The sequence below is a fragment of the uncultured Microbacterium sp. genome (genome assembly GCF_913776565.1).
Lineage (GTDB): Bacteria > Actinomycetota > Actinomycetes > Actinomycetales > Microbacteriaceae > Microbacterium.
This window is the reverse complement of sequence record NZ_CAJYPF010000009.1, coordinates 17459-33586: the sequence shown is the minus strand read 5'-3', so window position 1 is coordinate 33586 and position 16128 is coordinate 17459. Positions and strand designations below refer to the sequence as shown.

Below are 16128 nucleotides of genomic sequence, written 5' to 3'. Positions count from 1 at the left end.
CCGTGCGCGAGGGCGAGCGCTGGCTGGACCTCTGCGCGGGCCCCGGCGGCAAGACCGCACTCCTCGCGGCCGAAGCGCTGACCCACCGCGCGCATCTGGACGCGAACGAGATCTCGCCGGCGCGCGCCGGTCTCGTTCGTCAGGCCGTGGCATCCGTGCCGCTCGAGGTGGAGGTGAGCGAAGAGGACGGACGTGAGCGTGCGGCCCGGGCCTCGGGGCAGTACGACCGCATCCTCGTCGACGCTCCGTGCACCGGCATCGGCGCACTGCGTCGTCGGCCCGAGGCGCGGTGGCGCAAGACGCCGTCCGACGTCCCCGATCTCACCGCGTTGCAGCTCGACCTGGTCCTGGCGGCGTTCCGAGCCCTCGCCCCGGGAGGGGTCGTCGCCTACGTCACCTGCTCGCCGCACCTCGCCGAGACCAGCGGGGTGCTCGCCGAGGTGAAGCGCGAACTCGGCGCCGCGGTCGAGGAGCTCGACGCCCGAGCCGTGGTGCGCGACATCGCGGTCGACGACATCGACCTGCCCGCCCAGGCGGACGGTTCGCTGCGCGCGCAGCTGTGGCCGCACCGCCACGGCACCGACGCGATGTCGATCGCTCTGCTGCGCAAGCGCTGACCCGGCCGCCGTCTCCAACCGCCCGGGCGGGCGCGGGCGTTCAGTCCCAGCGCACCAGCGGGGGGCTCGTGGAGAAATCGACGACGGGTGAGCCCAGCCCCGGCAGGCCGTGGAAGGTACAGCCGGTATAGCGCCGACCGTCCTTCTCGCAGTCGGCGGTCGCGTCCACCTCGCCGAGCCGGTTCGCGGCGATCTGCAGCGCGGCGGGGGAGGATCCGTCGGGTTCGAGGTGCGCGAGCGCGGCCTCGGTCGAACCGGACAGGGAGCGGTGGACGGTGCCGTCGATGAGGCGGATGCCGTCGTTCGTCGTGGGGGGCAGGTCGAGCCCGCACCCGGCGGCGAGCGACGTCGCGGCCACGCAGACGTGCACCGCGTCGGCCACGGCGGTCCGGAAGGTCGCCAGGCCTGAGTCGGTCAGCTCGGCGCGGATGTCGGTGAACGCGGGCGACGTCGATGCGGGATCGACGAGGGTCTGCACGGTGCCCCCGCGCAGGACGAACGCCGGGGTGGTCGAGGCCAGCTCGTACGTTCCGGGGAAGACCTCGATCACGTCCGCACCGACCGCCTGCCCGTTCACGGTCACCACGAGCCCGTCGGCCGCCGGCGGCATCACGACCTCGAGGGTGCCCCGGCCGAGCCTCCACGGGGAGTCGAGGCCGGTGCGCACGAGCGGGAAGGTCGCCGTGGCGGGCGTCCCTCCGACGCTGAACGTCGCTGTCACGTCGAGGTGCAGCGGGTCGGGTGTGCGGGGGTGGGGGCGCAGGACCGAGATCTCGGCGATCGGCGCGTGTCCGGCCGAGGCGCGCAGCATCTCGTCGGTGAGGAACGATCGATCGCCGGGCACCTGCGCGAGCTGCCCCAACGCGGTGGTCGCGTCGGCATCCGCGATCGCCTCCAGGTAGGTCGTCACGACGGTCGCGGGGTCGGTGCCGATACGCGGAGGTCGACCACCGAGCCCGAGCGCGTTCAGGCCGACGAACACCAGGCCCGCGAGCATCGCCGTCACCGCGGTGGCCGCGGCGACGACCCGGACGACGCGCCGGCGCGACGTCGAGCGCGGCAACCCCGGCCGGGTCGTCCTCTGCGGGGATGCCGTGGTGTCCGCGGGAGACAGCGCGAGCCATCGCTCCCGCTCCCCGTCCCAGCCGTAGCCGTTCGCCACCCACCGGCCGCGCTCGGCGTCCCAGACGGGAACGGCACTCTCGCCCGCTCGCGGGTCTTCGTGTGTCGTCACGGCTCCACCTTGTCGGCTCGCTGCCGGCCACCCCGCCGGAGCCGCGCACCGCGAACGGGATAATGTGCTCATGTCCGCCCCGCGCATCAACCCCAGCATCCTGGCCGCCGACTTCGTGAACATGGAATCGGAGCTGGCTCGCATCGCCGGCGCGGATTTCGTGCACGTCGACGTCATGGACAACCACTTCGTCCCCAACCTCACCTTCGGGCCGCAGATGGTCACCCGCGTGCAGGAGACCAGCCCCGTCCCCCTGGACGTCCACCTGATGATCGACGACCCCGACCGGTGGGCTCCCGCGTACGCCGAGCTGGGTGCGGCATCCGTCACGTTCCACCTCGAGGCCGCGGCCTCGCCCATCGCGCTCGCGCGGCGGCTGCGGTCGATCGGCGCACGCGCGGGCGTCGCGGTCAAACCGGGAACGCCGGTCCAGAACCTGTTCGAGGCGCTCGACGAGTTCGACCAGATCCTGGTCATGACGGTCGAACCGGGGTTCGGCGGACAGTCGTTCATGCCGGAGACCATGCCGAAGCTCCGCGCCCTGGCCGACGAGGCGAAGCGTCGCGGCTCGAGCGTGTGGTTGCAGGTCGACGGCGGCATCGGCGAGTCGACGATCGCGCAGGCCGCCGAGGCCGGGGCGGACACGTTCGTCGCGGGCTCCGCGGTGTTCGGGGCCGACGACCCCGATCGGGCGATCCGGTCGCTGCGCGCCTCCGCCGCGCGCCACCGCCACTGAGGCGCCCCCGCGACCTCGATAAACGCCCTGCCTGTGCAGAAACGCCGTCTCGCCGCGTGTCTCGCACGGGACGGCGTTTGTCGAGGCCGGGCGTCGCCCGCCTCGACGGCGTTTGTCGAGGCCGGGCGTCGCCCGCCGCCCGGCGGACAGCCCCACCCCCGCCGACCCGATACCCTGGAGGGGTGAAGACCTTCGACGACCTGTTCGCGGAACTCAGCGCCAAGGCCGTCGAGCGACCCGAGGGGTCCGGCACCGTCGCCCAGCTCGACGCGGGCGTCCACGCGATCGGCAAGAAGATCGTCGAAGAGGCCGCCGAGGTGTGGATGGCCGCCGAGTACGAGTCCGACGAGGCCGCGGCCGAGGAGATCTCGCAGCTGCTCTACCACCTGCAGACGCTCATGCTCGCCAAGGGACTGTCGCTCGAAGACGTCTACCGACATCTCTGAGTCCGCCTCGACTCCCACACGCTCACCCCACACGAAAGCCCCCGACATGCTGCGAATCGCCGTGCCGAACAAGGGGTCGCTCGCCGAGACCGCCGCCGAGATGCTCTCGGAGGCCGGTTACACCGGACGACGCGACTCGAAAGACCTGTACACCGTCGACCCCGTCAACGAGGTCGAGTTCTTCTACCTGCGCCCCCGCGACATCGCGACCTACGTCGGCTCCGGCGCGCTCGATGTCGGCATCACGGGCCGCGACCTGCTGCTCGATGCCCGCATGCCCGGTGCCCGCGAGATCGAGTCGCTCGGCTTCGCCGGGTCCACGTTCCGCTTCGCCGGCCGGCCCGGCCGCTTCACCGACGTGCAGGACCTGCAGGGCCTGCGGGTCGCCACCGCCTACCCCGGCCTGGTCGACGCCTTCCTCGACGAACGCGGCATCGCCGTCGACATCGTGCCGCTCGACGGCGCGGTCGAGTCCGCCGTGCAGCTCGGGGTGGCGGATGCCGTCGCCGACGTCGTCTCGACCGGCACCACGCTCCGCCAGGCGGGGCTCGAGATCTTCGGCCCCGTGCTGCTCGAGAGCGACGCCGTCCTCATCGCCGGCCCCCAGGAGGCCGAGGGCACCGAGACGCTGCTGCGGCGCCTGCGCGGCGTGCTCGCCGCCCGCAGATACGTGCTCATCGACTACGACCTGCCCGCCGCCCTCGTCGAGCAGGCGGTGGCCGTGGCCCCGGGCCTGGAGTCGCCCACGATCTCGCCGCTGCGCGACCCCGAGTGGGTCGCCGTGCGGGTGATGAGCCCGCGCCGCGACGTGAACCAGGTCATGGACGCGCTCTACGCGATCGGCGCGCGCGCGATCCTCGTCACCGAGATCCTCGCCGCGAGGCTCTGATGACCCTCGCGCGTCGCGTCATCCCCTGCCTCGACGTCGCCGCGGGCCGCGTCGTCAAGGGCGTCAACTTCCTCGACCTGCGCGACATGGGCGACCCGGTCGAGCTGGCGAAACTGTACTTCGACCAGGGCGCCGACGAGGTCACCTTCCTCGACGTCACGGCCACGGTCGACGAGCGCTCAACGACCTACGACGTCGTGCGCCGCACCGCCGAGCAGGTCTTCATCCCGCTCACGGTCGGCGGGGGAGTCCGCTCCGCCGACGACGTCGCGCGCCTGCTCGCGGTCGGCGCCGACAAAATCGGCGTCAACTCCGCCGCGATCGCTCGTCCGCAGCTGATCGACGAGATCGCCGATCGCTTCGGCGCGCAGGTGATCGTGCTCTCTCTCGACGTCAAGCGGGCGGCATCCACCCCCTCCGGCTTCGTCGTGACCACCCACGGCGGGCGCACCGAGACGACCCTCGACGCGCTCGAATGGGCGCGCGAGGCCGTCGAGCGCGGAGCCGGCGAGCTGCTGGTCAACTCGATCGACGCCGACGGCACGAAACAGGGCTTCGACCTCGAGCTCGTCCGCCTCATGCGCCAGGTCGCCGCGGTCCCCGTGATCGCGTCGGGCGGGGCGGGCGCCCTCGAGCACTTCGCCCCGGCCGTGCAGGCCGGCGCCGACGCCGTGCTGGCGGCATCCGTGTTCCACTCCGGTCAGTTGACCGTGGGTCAGGTCAAGGACGCGATGGCCTCCGAGGGGATCGAGGTGCGCCGATGAGCGTCGACCGCGTGAAGTACGACGCCGACGGCCTGGTCGCCGCGGTGATCCAGCAGTTCGACTCGCGCGAGGTGCTCATGGTCGGGTGGATGGATGCCGAGGCCCTGAACCGCACGCTCACCACCGGCCGCGTGACGTTCTGGTCGCGCTCGCGTCAGGAGTACTGGCGCAAGGGCGACACCTCGGGCCACATCCAGCTCGTGAAGGGTGCGCGGCTCGACTGCGACGGCGACACCCTGCTGATCGAGGTCGACCAGATCGGCGCCGCGTGTCACACCGGCGACCACACCTGCTTCGACGCCGACGACCTGCACCCCGTCGTGGGGGAGCGCTGATGCGACGCGCCCGATCGACGGCGGTGCTGGCGATGCTGGCGGCCGGGGCGATCGGCGTCATCGCGTCGACCCAGACGTGGATCGACGTGACCCTCGACGACGGCGCCCAGCAGACCCTCGCCGTCCCGGGGGCCGAGGCCCTCCCGGTCCTCACACCGCTGAGCCTCGCAGCCCTGGCTCTCGGTGCGGCGCTGTCGATCGTCGGCCCGGTCCTGCGCTACGTCTTCGGCGCGTTGGGCGTGCTGATCGCCGCGCTCGTGGGCCTCGGCACGGCGCAGCTGCTCGTCTCGCCGCCCGTGTCGGCCACGGCGGCGACCGTCACCGACGCGACCGGCATCTCGGGGACGGATGCCGTCGCCTCGCTCGTGACGGATCTGTCGCTGACCCCGTGGCCGGCGGTGACGCTGCTCGCGCAGCTGGTGCTGGCCGCGGCATCCGTCTTCACCCTCGTGACCGCGCGACGGTGGGCGTCGGGCGCGAGCCGAAAGTACCGCACCGCCACCGAGGCGGGAGCCGACACCGGCCGCCCGCACGACGCGATCGACTCGTGGGACGACCTCTCGCGCGGCGACGACCCCACGGCCTGAGCCTTCCGTCACCGCGCGAGAAACGCTGCCGCTGCTGAGACACGCCACGACGCCGCGTGTCTCGGCACGAACAGCGTTCCTCGGCGACGACCGCCGCCCGGACGGCGCAACAGACCGCCGCGAGCCCGACCTCGCGACATCGAGACGTCGGCGGGAGGGCCGGGGCGCGCTTCGGTAGACTGGACTCCACGCTTTCCCCTGCGCCCGCGCGCGACTGTTAGGAGCCCCATGAGCAACCCCATCGGCGATCCCGGCCACGGACACTCGCCCGCCGCCTGGACGGCCGTGATCATCATGCTCGTCGCCTTCACGCTGGGCACGCTGTTCTTCTGGCTCGACATGCCGGTGCTGGTGTGGGCGTCGGTCGGTCTGCTCGTCGTGGGGGCGATCGTCGGTTTCGTCATGACCAAGGCCGGCTACGGCGCGAACGGCGCGAAGTCCAACCCGAAGGCCCACTGACCGTGCTGGCCGATCTGACGGCCGGAGCGGTAGAGGACGCCGAGCAGCGCCGGCAGACGCGATCGCTCGCCGACGTCGAGCGCGACGCCCTCGCGCAGACGCCGGCACGCGACGCGCTGGCGATGCTCGCCCCCGCCGACCGGGTCAAGGTCATCGCCGAGGTCAAGCGGGCGAGCCCCTCGCGCGGCGACCTCGCGACCATCCCCGACCCCGCGCGGCAGGCCCGCCTGTACGAAGAGGGCGGGGCCTCGGCGATCTCGGTGCTGACCGAGCAGCGCAAGTTCAAGGGCAGCCTCGCCGACCTCGAGGCCGTGCGCGCCGCGGTGAGCGTGCCGGTGCTGCGCAAGGACTTCATCGCCACGCCCTATCAGGTGCTCGAGGCCCGCGCCTCGGGAGCCGACCTGGTGCTGCTGATCGTCGCGGCCCTCGAGCATAAGACGCTCACCGAGCTCTACGCCCTCGTGACGGAGCTCGGCATGACGGCCCTGGTCGAGACGCACTCGGCCGACGAGCTCGACCGCGCCGGCCAGTTGGGCGCGAAGCTCATCGGCGTGAATGCGCGGAACCTCTCGACCTTCGAGCTCGACCGGGACCTGTTCGGCTCACTCGCCGACCGTTTCCCCGCGGATGCCGTCAAGATCGCGGAGTCCGCCGTCCTCGCCCCCGCCGACGTCGCCCACTATCGCGCCGCGGGCGCGGATGTGGTTCTCGTGGGCGAGGCCCTCGTGACCGGAGACCCGGTCGCCACCCTTCGCGCGTTCCTCCAGGAGACGTCATGACCACCCTGCCCACGCAGAACCTCCGCGACCAGAAGGGGCCGTTCTTCGGCGACTTCGGCGGCCGCTACATGCCCGAGTCGCTCATCGCCGCGATCGACGAGCTGACCGCGGTCTACGAGTCGGCGATGGCCGACCCCGAGTTCCAGACCGAGCTGCGCGCTCTTCTGCACGACTACGCCGGGCGCCCCTCGGTGCTGACCGAGGTGCCGCGCTTCGCCGCGCACGCCGGAGGCGCGCGGGTCTTCCTCAAGCGCGAGGACCTCAACCACACCGGCTCGCACAAGATCAACAATGTGCTCGGCCAGGCCCTGCTCACCAAGCGCCTCGGCAAGACCCGCGTGATCGCCGAGACCGGAGCGGGCCAGCACGGCGTCGCGACCGCCACGGCCGCCGCGCTGTTCGGTCTGGACTGCGTCATCTACATGGGCGAGGTCGACACCGAGCGTCAGGCTCTCAACGTCGCCCGCATGCGCCTGCTGGGCGCCGAGGTCGTGCCCGTCACCACGGGTTCGCGCACCCTCAAGGACGCCATCAACGAGGCGTACCGCGACTGGGTCGCCTCGGTCGAGACGACCAACTACATCTTCGGCACCGCCGCGGGTCCCCACCCGTTCCCGGCGATGGTGCGCGACTTCCAGAAGATCATCGGCGAAGAGACCCGCGCCGAGTTCCTCGAGCGGCTCGGCCGCCTCCCCGACGCCGTCTTCGCGTGCGTCGGCGGCGGCTCCAACGCGATCGGCATGTTCGACGCGTTCCTCGATGACGAGGGCGTGGCCCTCTATGGCGTGGAGGCGGCCGGCGACGGCGTCGACACGCCCAAGCACGCGGCCTCCATCGGTCGCGGCCGCCCCGGCGTGCTGCACGGCGCGCGCACCTACGTGCTGCAGGACGAGGACGGGCAGACCACCGAGTCGCACTCGATCTCGGCGGGCCTCGACTACCCCGGCGTCGGTCCCGAGCACGCGTGGCTCGCCGACATCGGCCGCGCCCAGTACATCCCGGCGACCGACGACGAGGCGATGCAGGCCCTGCGGCTGCTGTCGCGCACCGAGGGCATCATCCCCGCGATCGAGTCCGCCCACGCCCTCGCCGGCGCCCTGCGCATCGGCCGCGAGCTGGGCCCGGATGCCGTGATCGCCATCAACCTGTCCGGTCGCGGCGACAAGGACATGGACACCGCGGCCCGGTACTTCGACCTCTACGACGCCGAGCACGCGCCCGAGACTGTCGAGGGCCGGGCGCAGACGCGTGCGGCCGAGACCGTGGCATCCGCCCCCGGATCGCCGGTCGACGTCACCGCCGCCCCCGACGCGGCCAGCGGTGCGGGGGTCGAGCTGTGACCTCACGCGTCGCCGCCGCGATCGACGCGGCCCACCGGGACGGACGCGGGGCGTTCGTCGGGTACCTTCCCGCCGGCTTCCCCGACGTGCAGACCAGCATCGAGGCGGCCGTCGCCCTCGCCGAGGCGGGGGCCGACGTCATCGAGCTCGGCCCGCCCTACAGCGATCCCGTGATGGACGGCCTGGTGATCCAGGAGGCGACGCAGACGGCGCTGGCCAACGGCTTCCGCATGCGCGACCTGTTCACGATCATCCGCGAGGTCACCGCGCGCACCGAGGTGCCCGTGCTAGTGATGACGTACTGGAACCTCGTCGAGCAGTACGGCGTCGATCGCTACGCCGACGAGCTCGTCGCGGCCGGGGGAGCGGGCCTGATCACACCCGACATCACCCCCGATGCCGGTGAAGCGTGGATCACGGCGAGCGAGCGCACCGGTCTGGACCGCGTGTTCCTGGCCGCCCCCACCTCGTCCGACGAGCGCCTGAAGATGATCGTCGACGCGTCCACGGGCTTCGTGTACACGGTCTCGACCATGGGCATCACCGGAGAACGGGCCGAACTGGATGCCGCCGCCCGCGGCCTGGTGGAGCGTCTGCGCGCGTTCGGAGCCGAGAACGCGTGCGTCGGCATCGGCATCTCGAACGCCGAGCAGGTCGCCGGCGTCGTGGAGTACGCCGACGGGGCGATCGTGGGCACCGCGCTGGTCAAGGCCCTGCGCGACGGCGGTGTCGAGGCGCTCTCCTCGCTCGCGAAGGAGCTGTCCGCGGGCGCCGTTCAGCGCGCCTAGACTCGTCTGCATGACGTTCGCCCTCTCGAGCGCCGCCTCCGGCGTGCTCGCCAGCATCCCGAGTCCGTCGATCTCCTACGTCGATCTCGGCCCGCTCCGCATCCACTTCTATGCCCTGTGCATCGTCGCGGGCATCATCGTCGCGGTGCTTCTCACGAACGCCCGTCTGACGCGTCGCGGCGCCGAGAAGTGGGTCGTCATCGACATCTGCCTCCTGGCGGTGCCGCTCGCGATCATCGTCGCGCGCATCTACCACGTGGTCACCCACCTGGGCTTCTACTTCGGACCGAACTCGAACCCGTGGAACATCACGCAGCCGGGATCCGTGTGGGCGATCTGGGAGGGCGGCATCGCGATCTACGGCGCCCTCATCGGCGGCGCGATCGGCGCGATCCTCGGATGCCGGTGGACCGGCATCCGCTTCTGGACCTTCGCGGACGCCCTCGCCCCGGGCCTCATCATCGCGCAGGCCATGGGCCGCTTCGGCAACTGGTTCAACCAGGAGCTCTTCGGTCAGCCCACCGACCTGCCCTGGGGTCTGGAGATCGCCGCGGGCAACCCGGCCATCCCCGTCGGACTGCCAGCGGGCACTCTTTTCCAGCCGACTTTCCTCTACGAGGTCATCTGGAACCTGCTCGGCGCCGCGGTGATCCTGTACGTCGGGAAGCGTTTCACCCTGCAGTGGGGCAAGCAGTTCGCGATCTACCTCGTCTGGTACTCCGCGGGCCGCATCGTCTGGGAATCCATCCGCATCGACCCCAGCGACATCATCCTCGGACTGCGGACGAACGTCTGGGCCGCGATCTTCGGGGTGGTCCTCGGAATCGTCATCTTCATCGTGCAGTCGCGCCGTCACTTCGGCCTCGAGCCCTCTCCGTACGTTCCGGGGCGCGAGTCCAAGGCTCCGGGGGCTGTAGACTCAGGCGACCCCTCTGACTTCGTCGACGTGAGCGAGCCGCCCGCGACGAGCGACACCGTCGGCACCAGCGCCACAAGCAGCCCCGCCACGAACTAACTCTCTGGGCCGACGTCGTCCCATTCGAAGCATCAACGTGAGGACGGTTGATATGGCTTCCAGCCTGCGTTCCGACACCGTCGGAGGCGCATTCCCCGCCCGCCAGGGAATGTACGACCCGTCGTTCGAGAAAGACGCCTGTGGCCTCGCCATGGTCGCCACCCTCCGCGGCGAAGCCGGTCACGACATCATCGACCTGGCGCTGACGGCGCTGCGCAACCTCGAGCACCGCGGCGCCATCGGCTCCGACGCGGGCACCGGTGACGGCGCCGGCATCCTCACGCAGATGCCCGACGCGTTCCTTCGTGCCGTGGTCGACTTCGACCTGCCGCCGGTGGGGGAGTACGCCGCGGGAATGGTCTTCCTGCCGCTCGGTCATGACGAGCGCACCGCGATGAAGGCGGGTATCGAAGAGCTCGCGCGCCACGAGAACCTCGAGGTCCTCGGCTGGCGAGAGGTGCCCGTCGAGACCGAGAACCTGGGCAAGCTCGCCTACGAAGCACGGCCGGCGTTCGAGCAGCTCTTCGTGTCGCGGCCCGCGGTCGGCGACCAGCCGGCGCTGTCGGGCATCGCCCTCGACCGCCGCGTCTACCGTCTGCGCAAGCGCGCGCGTCACGAGCTCGAGGCGTACTTCGTCTCACTGTCGAGTCGCACCCTCGGCTACAAGGGTATGGTCACGACCCTGCAGCTCGAGCCCTTCTACCCCGACCTGTCGGACGAGCGTTTCGCGTCGGAGCTGGCCGTGGTGCACTCGCGCTACTCGACCAACACCTTCCCGTCGTGGCCGCTCGCGCAGCCCCTGCGCATGCTCGCGCACAACGGCGAGATCAACACCGTCAAGGGCAACCGCAACTGGATGCGCGCGCGTCAGTCGCAGCTCGAGTCCGAGCTCATCGGCGACGTGCGTCCCCTGCTGCCCATCTGCACCGAGGGCGCGAGCGACTCTGCGTCGTTCGACGAGGTCCTCGAGCTGCTGACGCTCACCGGGCGCAGCCTTCCGCACGCCATCATGATGATGGTCCCCGAGGCCTACGAGAAGCAGGCCACGATCGACCCCGACCTGCGCGCGTTCTACGATTACCACTCGATGCAGATGGAGCCGTGGGACGGCCCGGCGGCGCTGATCTTCACGGACGGCACCCTGGTCGGTGCGACCCTCGACCGCAACGGTCTGCGTCCGGGTCGCTGGACCGAGACCACCGACGGCCTCGTCGTGATCGGCTCCGAGACCGGCGTGCTGGACTTCGCCCCCGAGCGCATCAAGCGCCGCGGGCGCCTGCAGCCCGGTCGCATGTTCCTCGTCGACACGGCCCAGCGCCGCATCGTCGAGGACGAGGAGATCAAGGCCGACCTCGCCGCGCTCCAGCCGTGGGGCGAGTGGGTCGACAAGGGCCGCGTGAAGCTCAGCGAGCTCCCCGAGCGCGAGCACATCGTGCACCCCATCGCCTCGATCACGCGCCGCCAGCGCACCTTCGGCTACACCGAAGAAGAGGTGCGCATCCTGCTCACCCCGATGGGTCAGGGCGGCACCGAGCCGCTCGGCGCGATGGGCAGCGACGCGCCCGTCGCCGTGCTGAGCGATCGCCCGCGGCTGCTGTTCGACTACTTCTCGCAGCAGTTCGCGCAGGTCACCAACCCGCCGCTGGACTCGATCCGCGAAGAGGTCGTCACCTCGCTGTCGCTGGGGCTCGGTCCCGAGCGCAACCTGCTCGACTGGGGTCCCGACCACACCCGCACCGTCACGCTGGACTTCCCCGTCATCGACAACGACGAGCTCGCCAAGATCCAGCACATCGACACGGCCCTGCCGGGGCGCTCGTCGGTGACGATCCGCGGTCTGTACCGCGTCGAGGCCGGCCACAAGGGTCTGCAGAAGCGCCTCACGCAGATGTGCACCGAGGTCGATCAGGCCATCGAGGACGGCGCCGAGTTCATCGTGCTCAGCGACCGCGACTCCAACAAGGACCTCGCGCCCATCCCCTCGCTGCTCATGCTCGCCGCGGTGCACCACCACCTCATCCGCAAAGAGACGCGCATGAAGGTCGGTCTCGTGGTCGAAGCGGGCGACGTCCGCGAGGTGCACCACGTCGCCACCCTCATCGGATACGGCGCGTCCGCGGTCAACCCGTACCTCGCGATGGAGACCGTCGAGTACCTCGTGCGCGCGGGCTTCATCACGAACGTCACACCCGAGAAGGCCGTCAAAAACCTGATCTACGCGCTCGGCAAGGGCGTGCTGAAGATCATGTCGAAGATGGGCATCTCCACGGTGTCGTCGTACGCCGGCGCCCAGGTGTTCGAGGCCGTCGGCCTCTCGCGCGACTTCATCGACGCCTACTTCACCGGCACCGAGACCAAGCTCGGCGGCGTCGGCCTCGACGTCATCGCGGCCGAGAACGCCGCACGCCACGAGTACGCCTACCCGCAGGACGCCGCGGCCCGCGCGCACGAGCGCCTGTGGACCGGCGGCGAGTACCAGTGGCGTCGCGACGGCGCCCCGCACCTGTTCAACCCCGACACGGTGTTCCGTCTGCAGCACGCCACGCGCGAGCGCCGGTACGACATCTTCCGCGAGTACACGCAGCTGATCGACGACCAGGCGCACGAGCTGAAGACCCTGCGCGGTCTGTTCGGTCTGCGCACGGGAACGCGCCCGGCCGTGCCGATCGACGAGGTCGAGCCGGTCTCGGCGATCGTGAAGCGCTTCTCCACCGGTGCGATGAGCTACGGCTCGATCTCGAAAGAGGCGCACGAGGTGCTGGCTGTCGCGATGAACCGCATCGGCGGCAAGAGCAACACCGGCGAGGGCGGAGAAGACGTCGATCGTCTGCTCGACCCCGAGCGTCGCAGTGCCATCAAGCAGGTGGCATCCGGTCGCTTCGGCGTCACGAGTCTGTACCTCACCGAGGCGGACGACATCCAGATCAAGCTCGCGCAGGGCGCCAAGCCCGGCGAGGGCGGTCAGCTGCCGCCGACCAAGGTGTACCCGTGGGTGGCGCGCACGCGTCACGCGACCGCCGGGGTGGGACTCATCTCGCCGCCGCCGCACCACGACATCTACTCGATCGAAGACCTCAAGCAGCTCATCTTCGACCTCAAGCGCGCCAACCCCTCGGCCCGCATCCACACCAAGCTGGTGAGCCAGTCCGGTATCGGTGCGGTCGCGGCCGGTGTCGCCAAGGCTCTGAGCGACGTCATCCTGGTCTCGGGCCAGGACGGCGGCACGGGCGCCAGCCCCATGAACTCGCTCAAGCACGCCGGCACCCCGTGGGAGCTCGGTCTGGCCGAGACGCAGCAGACGCTGATGCTCAACGGCATGCGCGACCGCGTCGTCGTGCAGGTCGACGGGCAGATGAAGACCGGTCGCGACGTCATCATCGGCGCGCTGCTGGGTGCCGAGGAGTTCGGTTTCGCCACCGCGCCCCTCGTCGTCTCGGGCTGCATCATGATGCGCGTCTGCCATCTCGACACCTGCCCGGTGGGTGTGGCGACGCAGAACCCCGTCCTGCGCGAGCGCTTCACGGGCAAGGCCGAGTACATCGTGAACTTCATGGAGTTCATCGCCCAGGAGGTGCGCGAGTACCTCGCCGCCCTCGGCTACCGCTCGATCGACGAGATCGTCGGTCGCGCCGAACTGCTCGACGCGAACGAGGCCATCCAGCACTGGAAGGCGCGCGGGCTCAACCTCGCGCCCATCCTCGAGGGGCCCCGCTTCGCCGAGGACGAGCCGCGTCGCCACGCGCGCAACCAGGACCACGAACTCGAGGACCACTTCGACGTGCAGCTCATCGAGCGCGCGCAGGATGTCATCGCGCACGGCGGTCAGCTCACCATCGACCTGCCGATCCGCAACACCGCCCGCGCGGTGGGGACCATGCTGGGCCACCACGTCACCAAGGCGCACGGTGAGCACGGTCTGCCCGAGAACTCGATCGACGTCCGCCTGTCCGGGTCGGCCGGTCAGTCCTTCGGCGCGTTCATGCCCGCCGGCATCACGCTGCGGCTCGAGGGCGACTCCAACGACTACGTCGGCAAGGGCCTGTCCGGGGGCACGATCGTCGTGCGCCCCCCGCGCGGCTCCACCTTCGCCGCGAGCGAGAACGTCATCGCCGGAAACGTCATCGGCTACGGCGCCACCCAGGGGCAGATGTTCCTGAACGGCGTCGTGGGGGAGCGGTTCCTCGTGCGCAACTCCGGGGCCACCGCGGTGGTCGAGGGCGTGGGCGACCACGCGCTGGAGTACATGACGGGCGGTCTGGCCGTGATCCTCGGCTCGACGGGCCGCAACCTGGGCGCCGGCATGTCCGGAGGCCAGGCCTACGTCTACAAGCTCGACCGCGACCTGGTCAACCGCGAGGCCATGGCATCCGGTGAGCTGGTTCTGGGCGCCCTCGGATCCGGGGATGCCGAGATCCTCCGCGACCTGCTCGAGAAGCACGTCGCAGAGACCGATTCCACGCTGGCCCGTCGTCTGCTCGACGATTTCGAGGCCGAGGTGGACAACTTCGTCCGGGTGCTGCCGCGCGACTACGCCGCCGTGCTGCAGACCCGCCAGGAGGCGGTCACCGAGGGGCTCGACCCCGACGGCGACGTCGTCTGGAAGCGCATTCTGGAGGTGACGGGTGGCTGACCCGAAGGGCTTTCTCAAGACCACGGAGCGCGAGCTCCCGAAGCGTCGACCGGTGCCCGTGCGCATCATGGACTGGAAAGAGGTGTACGAGCCGGGCGACTCGGCCGTCATCAAGCGCCAGGCCGGTCGCTGCATGGACTGCGGCATCCCGTTCTGCCACAAGGGATGCCCGCTGGGCAACCTGATCCCCGAGTGGAACGACCTCACCTGGCGCGGCGAGGGCCGCGCGGCGATCGAGCGCCTGCACGCGACGAACAACTTCCCGGAGTTCACCGGCCGCCTGTGCCCCGCCCCGTGCGAGAGCTCGTGCGTGCTCGGCATCAACCAGCCCGCCGTGACGATCAAGCAGGTCGAGGTCTCGATCATCGACGAGGCGTTTGGCAACGGCTGGGTCGAGCCCGAGCCGCCGGAGCGACTAACGGGCAAGACCGTCGCGGTGGTCGGCTCCGGCCCCGCAGGGCTCGCGGCCGCGCAGCAGCTCACGCGCGCCGGTCACACGGTCGCCGTCTTCGAGCGCGACGACCGCATTGGCGGACTGCTGCGCTACGGCATTCCGGACTTCAAGATGGAGAAGCGCCACCTCGAGCAGCGGTTGCGCCAGATGCAGGCCGAGGGCACGCGCTTCCGCGCGGGCGTCGAGATCGGCAAGGACGTGTCGTGGAGCGACCTGCGGGCGCGCTACGACGCCGTCGTGGTCGCGACCGGCTCGACGGTGCCGCGCGACCTGGCGATCCCGGGCCGCGACCTGGACGGCGTCCACTTCGCCATGGAGTACCTCATCGAGGGCAACAAGGCCGTCGCGGGCGACCAGGTCCCGCACCAGATCACCGCCGAGGGCAAGCACGTCGTCGTGATCGGCGGCGGCGACACCGGAGCCGACTGCATCGGCACCGCGCACCGCCAGGGCGCACTCAGCGTGACCAACCTCGCGATCGGCAAGCAGCCGCCGTCGGAGCGCCCCGCCGAGCAGCCGTGGCCCATGATGCCGAACCTGTTCGAGATGGCATCCGCTCACGAAGAGGGCGGGGAGCGTACCTTCCTGGCCTCGACGGTGGAATTCCTCGGCAACGCCGCGGGCGAGGTGCGCGCTCTCCGCGTCGCCGAGACCGAATACGTCGACGGCCGTCGCGTGCCCAAGAGCGGCACCGAGCGCGAGATCCCCGCCGACCTCGTGCTGATCGCGATGGGCTTCACCGGCCCCGAGCGCGACCTGCTCGAGCAGCAGCTCGGCACGCAGTTCACCGGTCGCGGCAACGTCGAGCGCGACGCCACCTACGCCACCAGCACGCCGGGGGTGTTCGTCGCCGGTGATGCGGGCCGCGGACAGTCCCTGATCGTGTGGGCCATCGCCGAGGGCCGCGCGGCCGCCGCCGAGGTCGACACGTTCCTCATGGGCGAGACGGTGCTGCCGGCACCGGTGCGCCCGACCGATGTCGCCATCGGCCTGCTGCCCGCCTAAGCTGGCAAGGGCCGATCGGCCACTTCCCGAAAATCCTCACGGAGCTTGAA

Annotated in this window: 14 protein-coding genes and 1 pseudogene; 14 read left to right on the top strand and 1 reads right to left on the bottom strand. The window is 70.7% G+C overall.

Going from position 1 to position 16128, the window contains the following annotated elements:
- Positions 1 to 617 (top strand): annotated as a pseudogene (locus QZ433_RS00645) (rRNA small subunit methyltransferase B); the annotation flags it as partial.
- A 40-nt stretch (positions 618 to 657) separates the two neighbouring features.
- On the opposite strand, the gene QZ433_RS00640 reads toward QZ433_RS00645, so the two are convergent.
- A complete protein-coding gene (locus QZ433_RS00640; RefSeq protein WP_295779526.1) occupies positions 658 to 1851 on the bottom strand; it encodes a hypothetical protein in 1194 nt (397 codons plus the stop codon).
- Positions 1852 to 1921: 70 nt separating this feature from the next.
- Here QZ433_RS00640 and rpe point away from each other — a divergent pair, with 70 nt between their 5' ends.
- The 13 genes from rpe to QZ433_RS00575 all read left to right on the top strand — a co-directional run bounded on the left by rpe (position 1922) and on the right by QZ433_RS00575 (position 16078).
- Positions 1922 to 2587, top strand: a complete 666-nt coding sequence (gene rpe / locus QZ433_RS00635; protein WP_295779525.1) for a ribulose-phosphate 3-epimerase — start codon at positions 1922 to 1924, stop codon at positions 2585 to 2587.
- Positions 2588 to 2769: 182 nt separating this feature from the next.
- Entirely contained in the window at positions 2770 to 3033 is a 264-nt protein-coding gene (locus tag QZ433_RS00630; RefSeq protein WP_094732978.1) for a phosphoribosyl-ATP diphosphatase, read from the top strand.
- A 46-nt stretch (positions 3034 to 3079) separates the two neighbouring features.
- The gene (gene hisG / locus QZ433_RS00625; protein ID WP_295779524.1) at positions 3080 to 3922 is read left to right on the top strand and encodes an ATP phosphoribosyltransferase; all 843 of its coding nucleotides are present in this window, start codon (positions 3080 to 3082) and stop codon (positions 3920 to 3922) included.
- Entirely contained in the window at positions 3922 to 4686 is a 765-nt protein-coding gene (hisF, locus tag QZ433_RS00620; RefSeq protein ID WP_295779523.1) for an imidazole glycerol phosphate synthase subunit HisF, read from the top strand. The genes hisG and hisF overlap by 1 nt, the downstream gene beginning before the upstream one ends.
- On the top strand, positions 4683 to 5021 hold the full coding sequence (hisI, locus tag QZ433_RS00615) for a phosphoribosyl-AMP cyclohydrolase (RefSeq protein ID WP_056231816.1): 339 nt from the start codon (positions 4683 to 4685) through the stop codon (positions 5019 to 5021). Before hisF ends, hisI begins: the two co-directional genes overlap by 4 nt.
- Positions 5021 to 5608, top strand: coding sequence for a Trp biosynthesis-associated membrane protein (locus QZ433_RS00610; protein ID WP_295779522.1), 588 nt, complete (start codon positions 5021 to 5023; stop codon positions 5606 to 5608). The genes hisI and QZ433_RS00610 overlap by 1 nt, the downstream gene beginning before the upstream one ends.
- Positions 5609 to 5836: 228 nt before the next feature.
- Positions 5837 to 6067, top strand: a complete 231-nt coding sequence (locus QZ433_RS00605) for a DUF6704 family protein (protein WP_108320480.1) — start codon at positions 5837 to 5839, stop codon at positions 6065 to 6067.
- Between the two features lie 2 nt (positions 6068 to 6069).
- Entirely contained in the window at positions 6070 to 6846 is a 777-nt protein-coding gene (gene trpC, locus QZ433_RS00600) for an indole-3-glycerol phosphate synthase TrpC (RefSeq protein ID WP_295779521.1), read from the top strand.
- Positions 6843 to 8186 (top strand): tryptophan synthase subunit beta, encoded by a 1344-nt coding sequence (trpB, locus tag QZ433_RS00595; RefSeq protein WP_295779520.1) that lies wholly within the window; start codon positions 6843 to 6845, stop codon positions 8184 to 8186. The genes trpC and trpB overlap by 4 nt, the downstream gene beginning before the upstream one ends.
- Complete coding sequence (gene trpA, locus QZ433_RS00590; protein ID WP_295779519.1) at positions 8183 to 8974, top strand: tryptophan synthase subunit alpha; 792 nt, start codon at positions 8183 to 8185, stop codon at positions 8972 to 8974. The genes trpB and trpA overlap by 4 nt, the downstream gene beginning before the upstream one ends.
- Positions 8975 to 8984: 10 nt before the next feature.
- The gene (lgt, locus tag QZ433_RS00585) at positions 8985 to 9989 is read left to right on the top strand and encodes a prolipoprotein diacylglyceryl transferase (RefSeq protein WP_295779518.1); all 1005 of its coding nucleotides are present in this window, start codon (positions 8985 to 8987) and stop codon (positions 9987 to 9989) included.
- Between the two features lie 52 nt (positions 9990 to 10041).
- Positions 10042 to 14619, top strand: a complete 4578-nt coding sequence (gene gltB / locus QZ433_RS00580; protein ID WP_295779517.1) for a glutamate synthase large subunit — start codon at positions 10042 to 10044, stop codon at positions 14617 to 14619.
- Positions 14612 to 16078: a glutamate synthase subunit beta gene (locus tag QZ433_RS00575; protein ID WP_295779516.1), complete on the top strand. Its 1467-nt coding sequence runs from the start codon at positions 14612 to 14614 to the stop codon at positions 16076 to 16078. Before gltB ends, QZ433_RS00575 begins: the two co-directional genes overlap by 8 nt.
- Positions 16079 to 16128 lie beyond the last annotated feature (50 nt).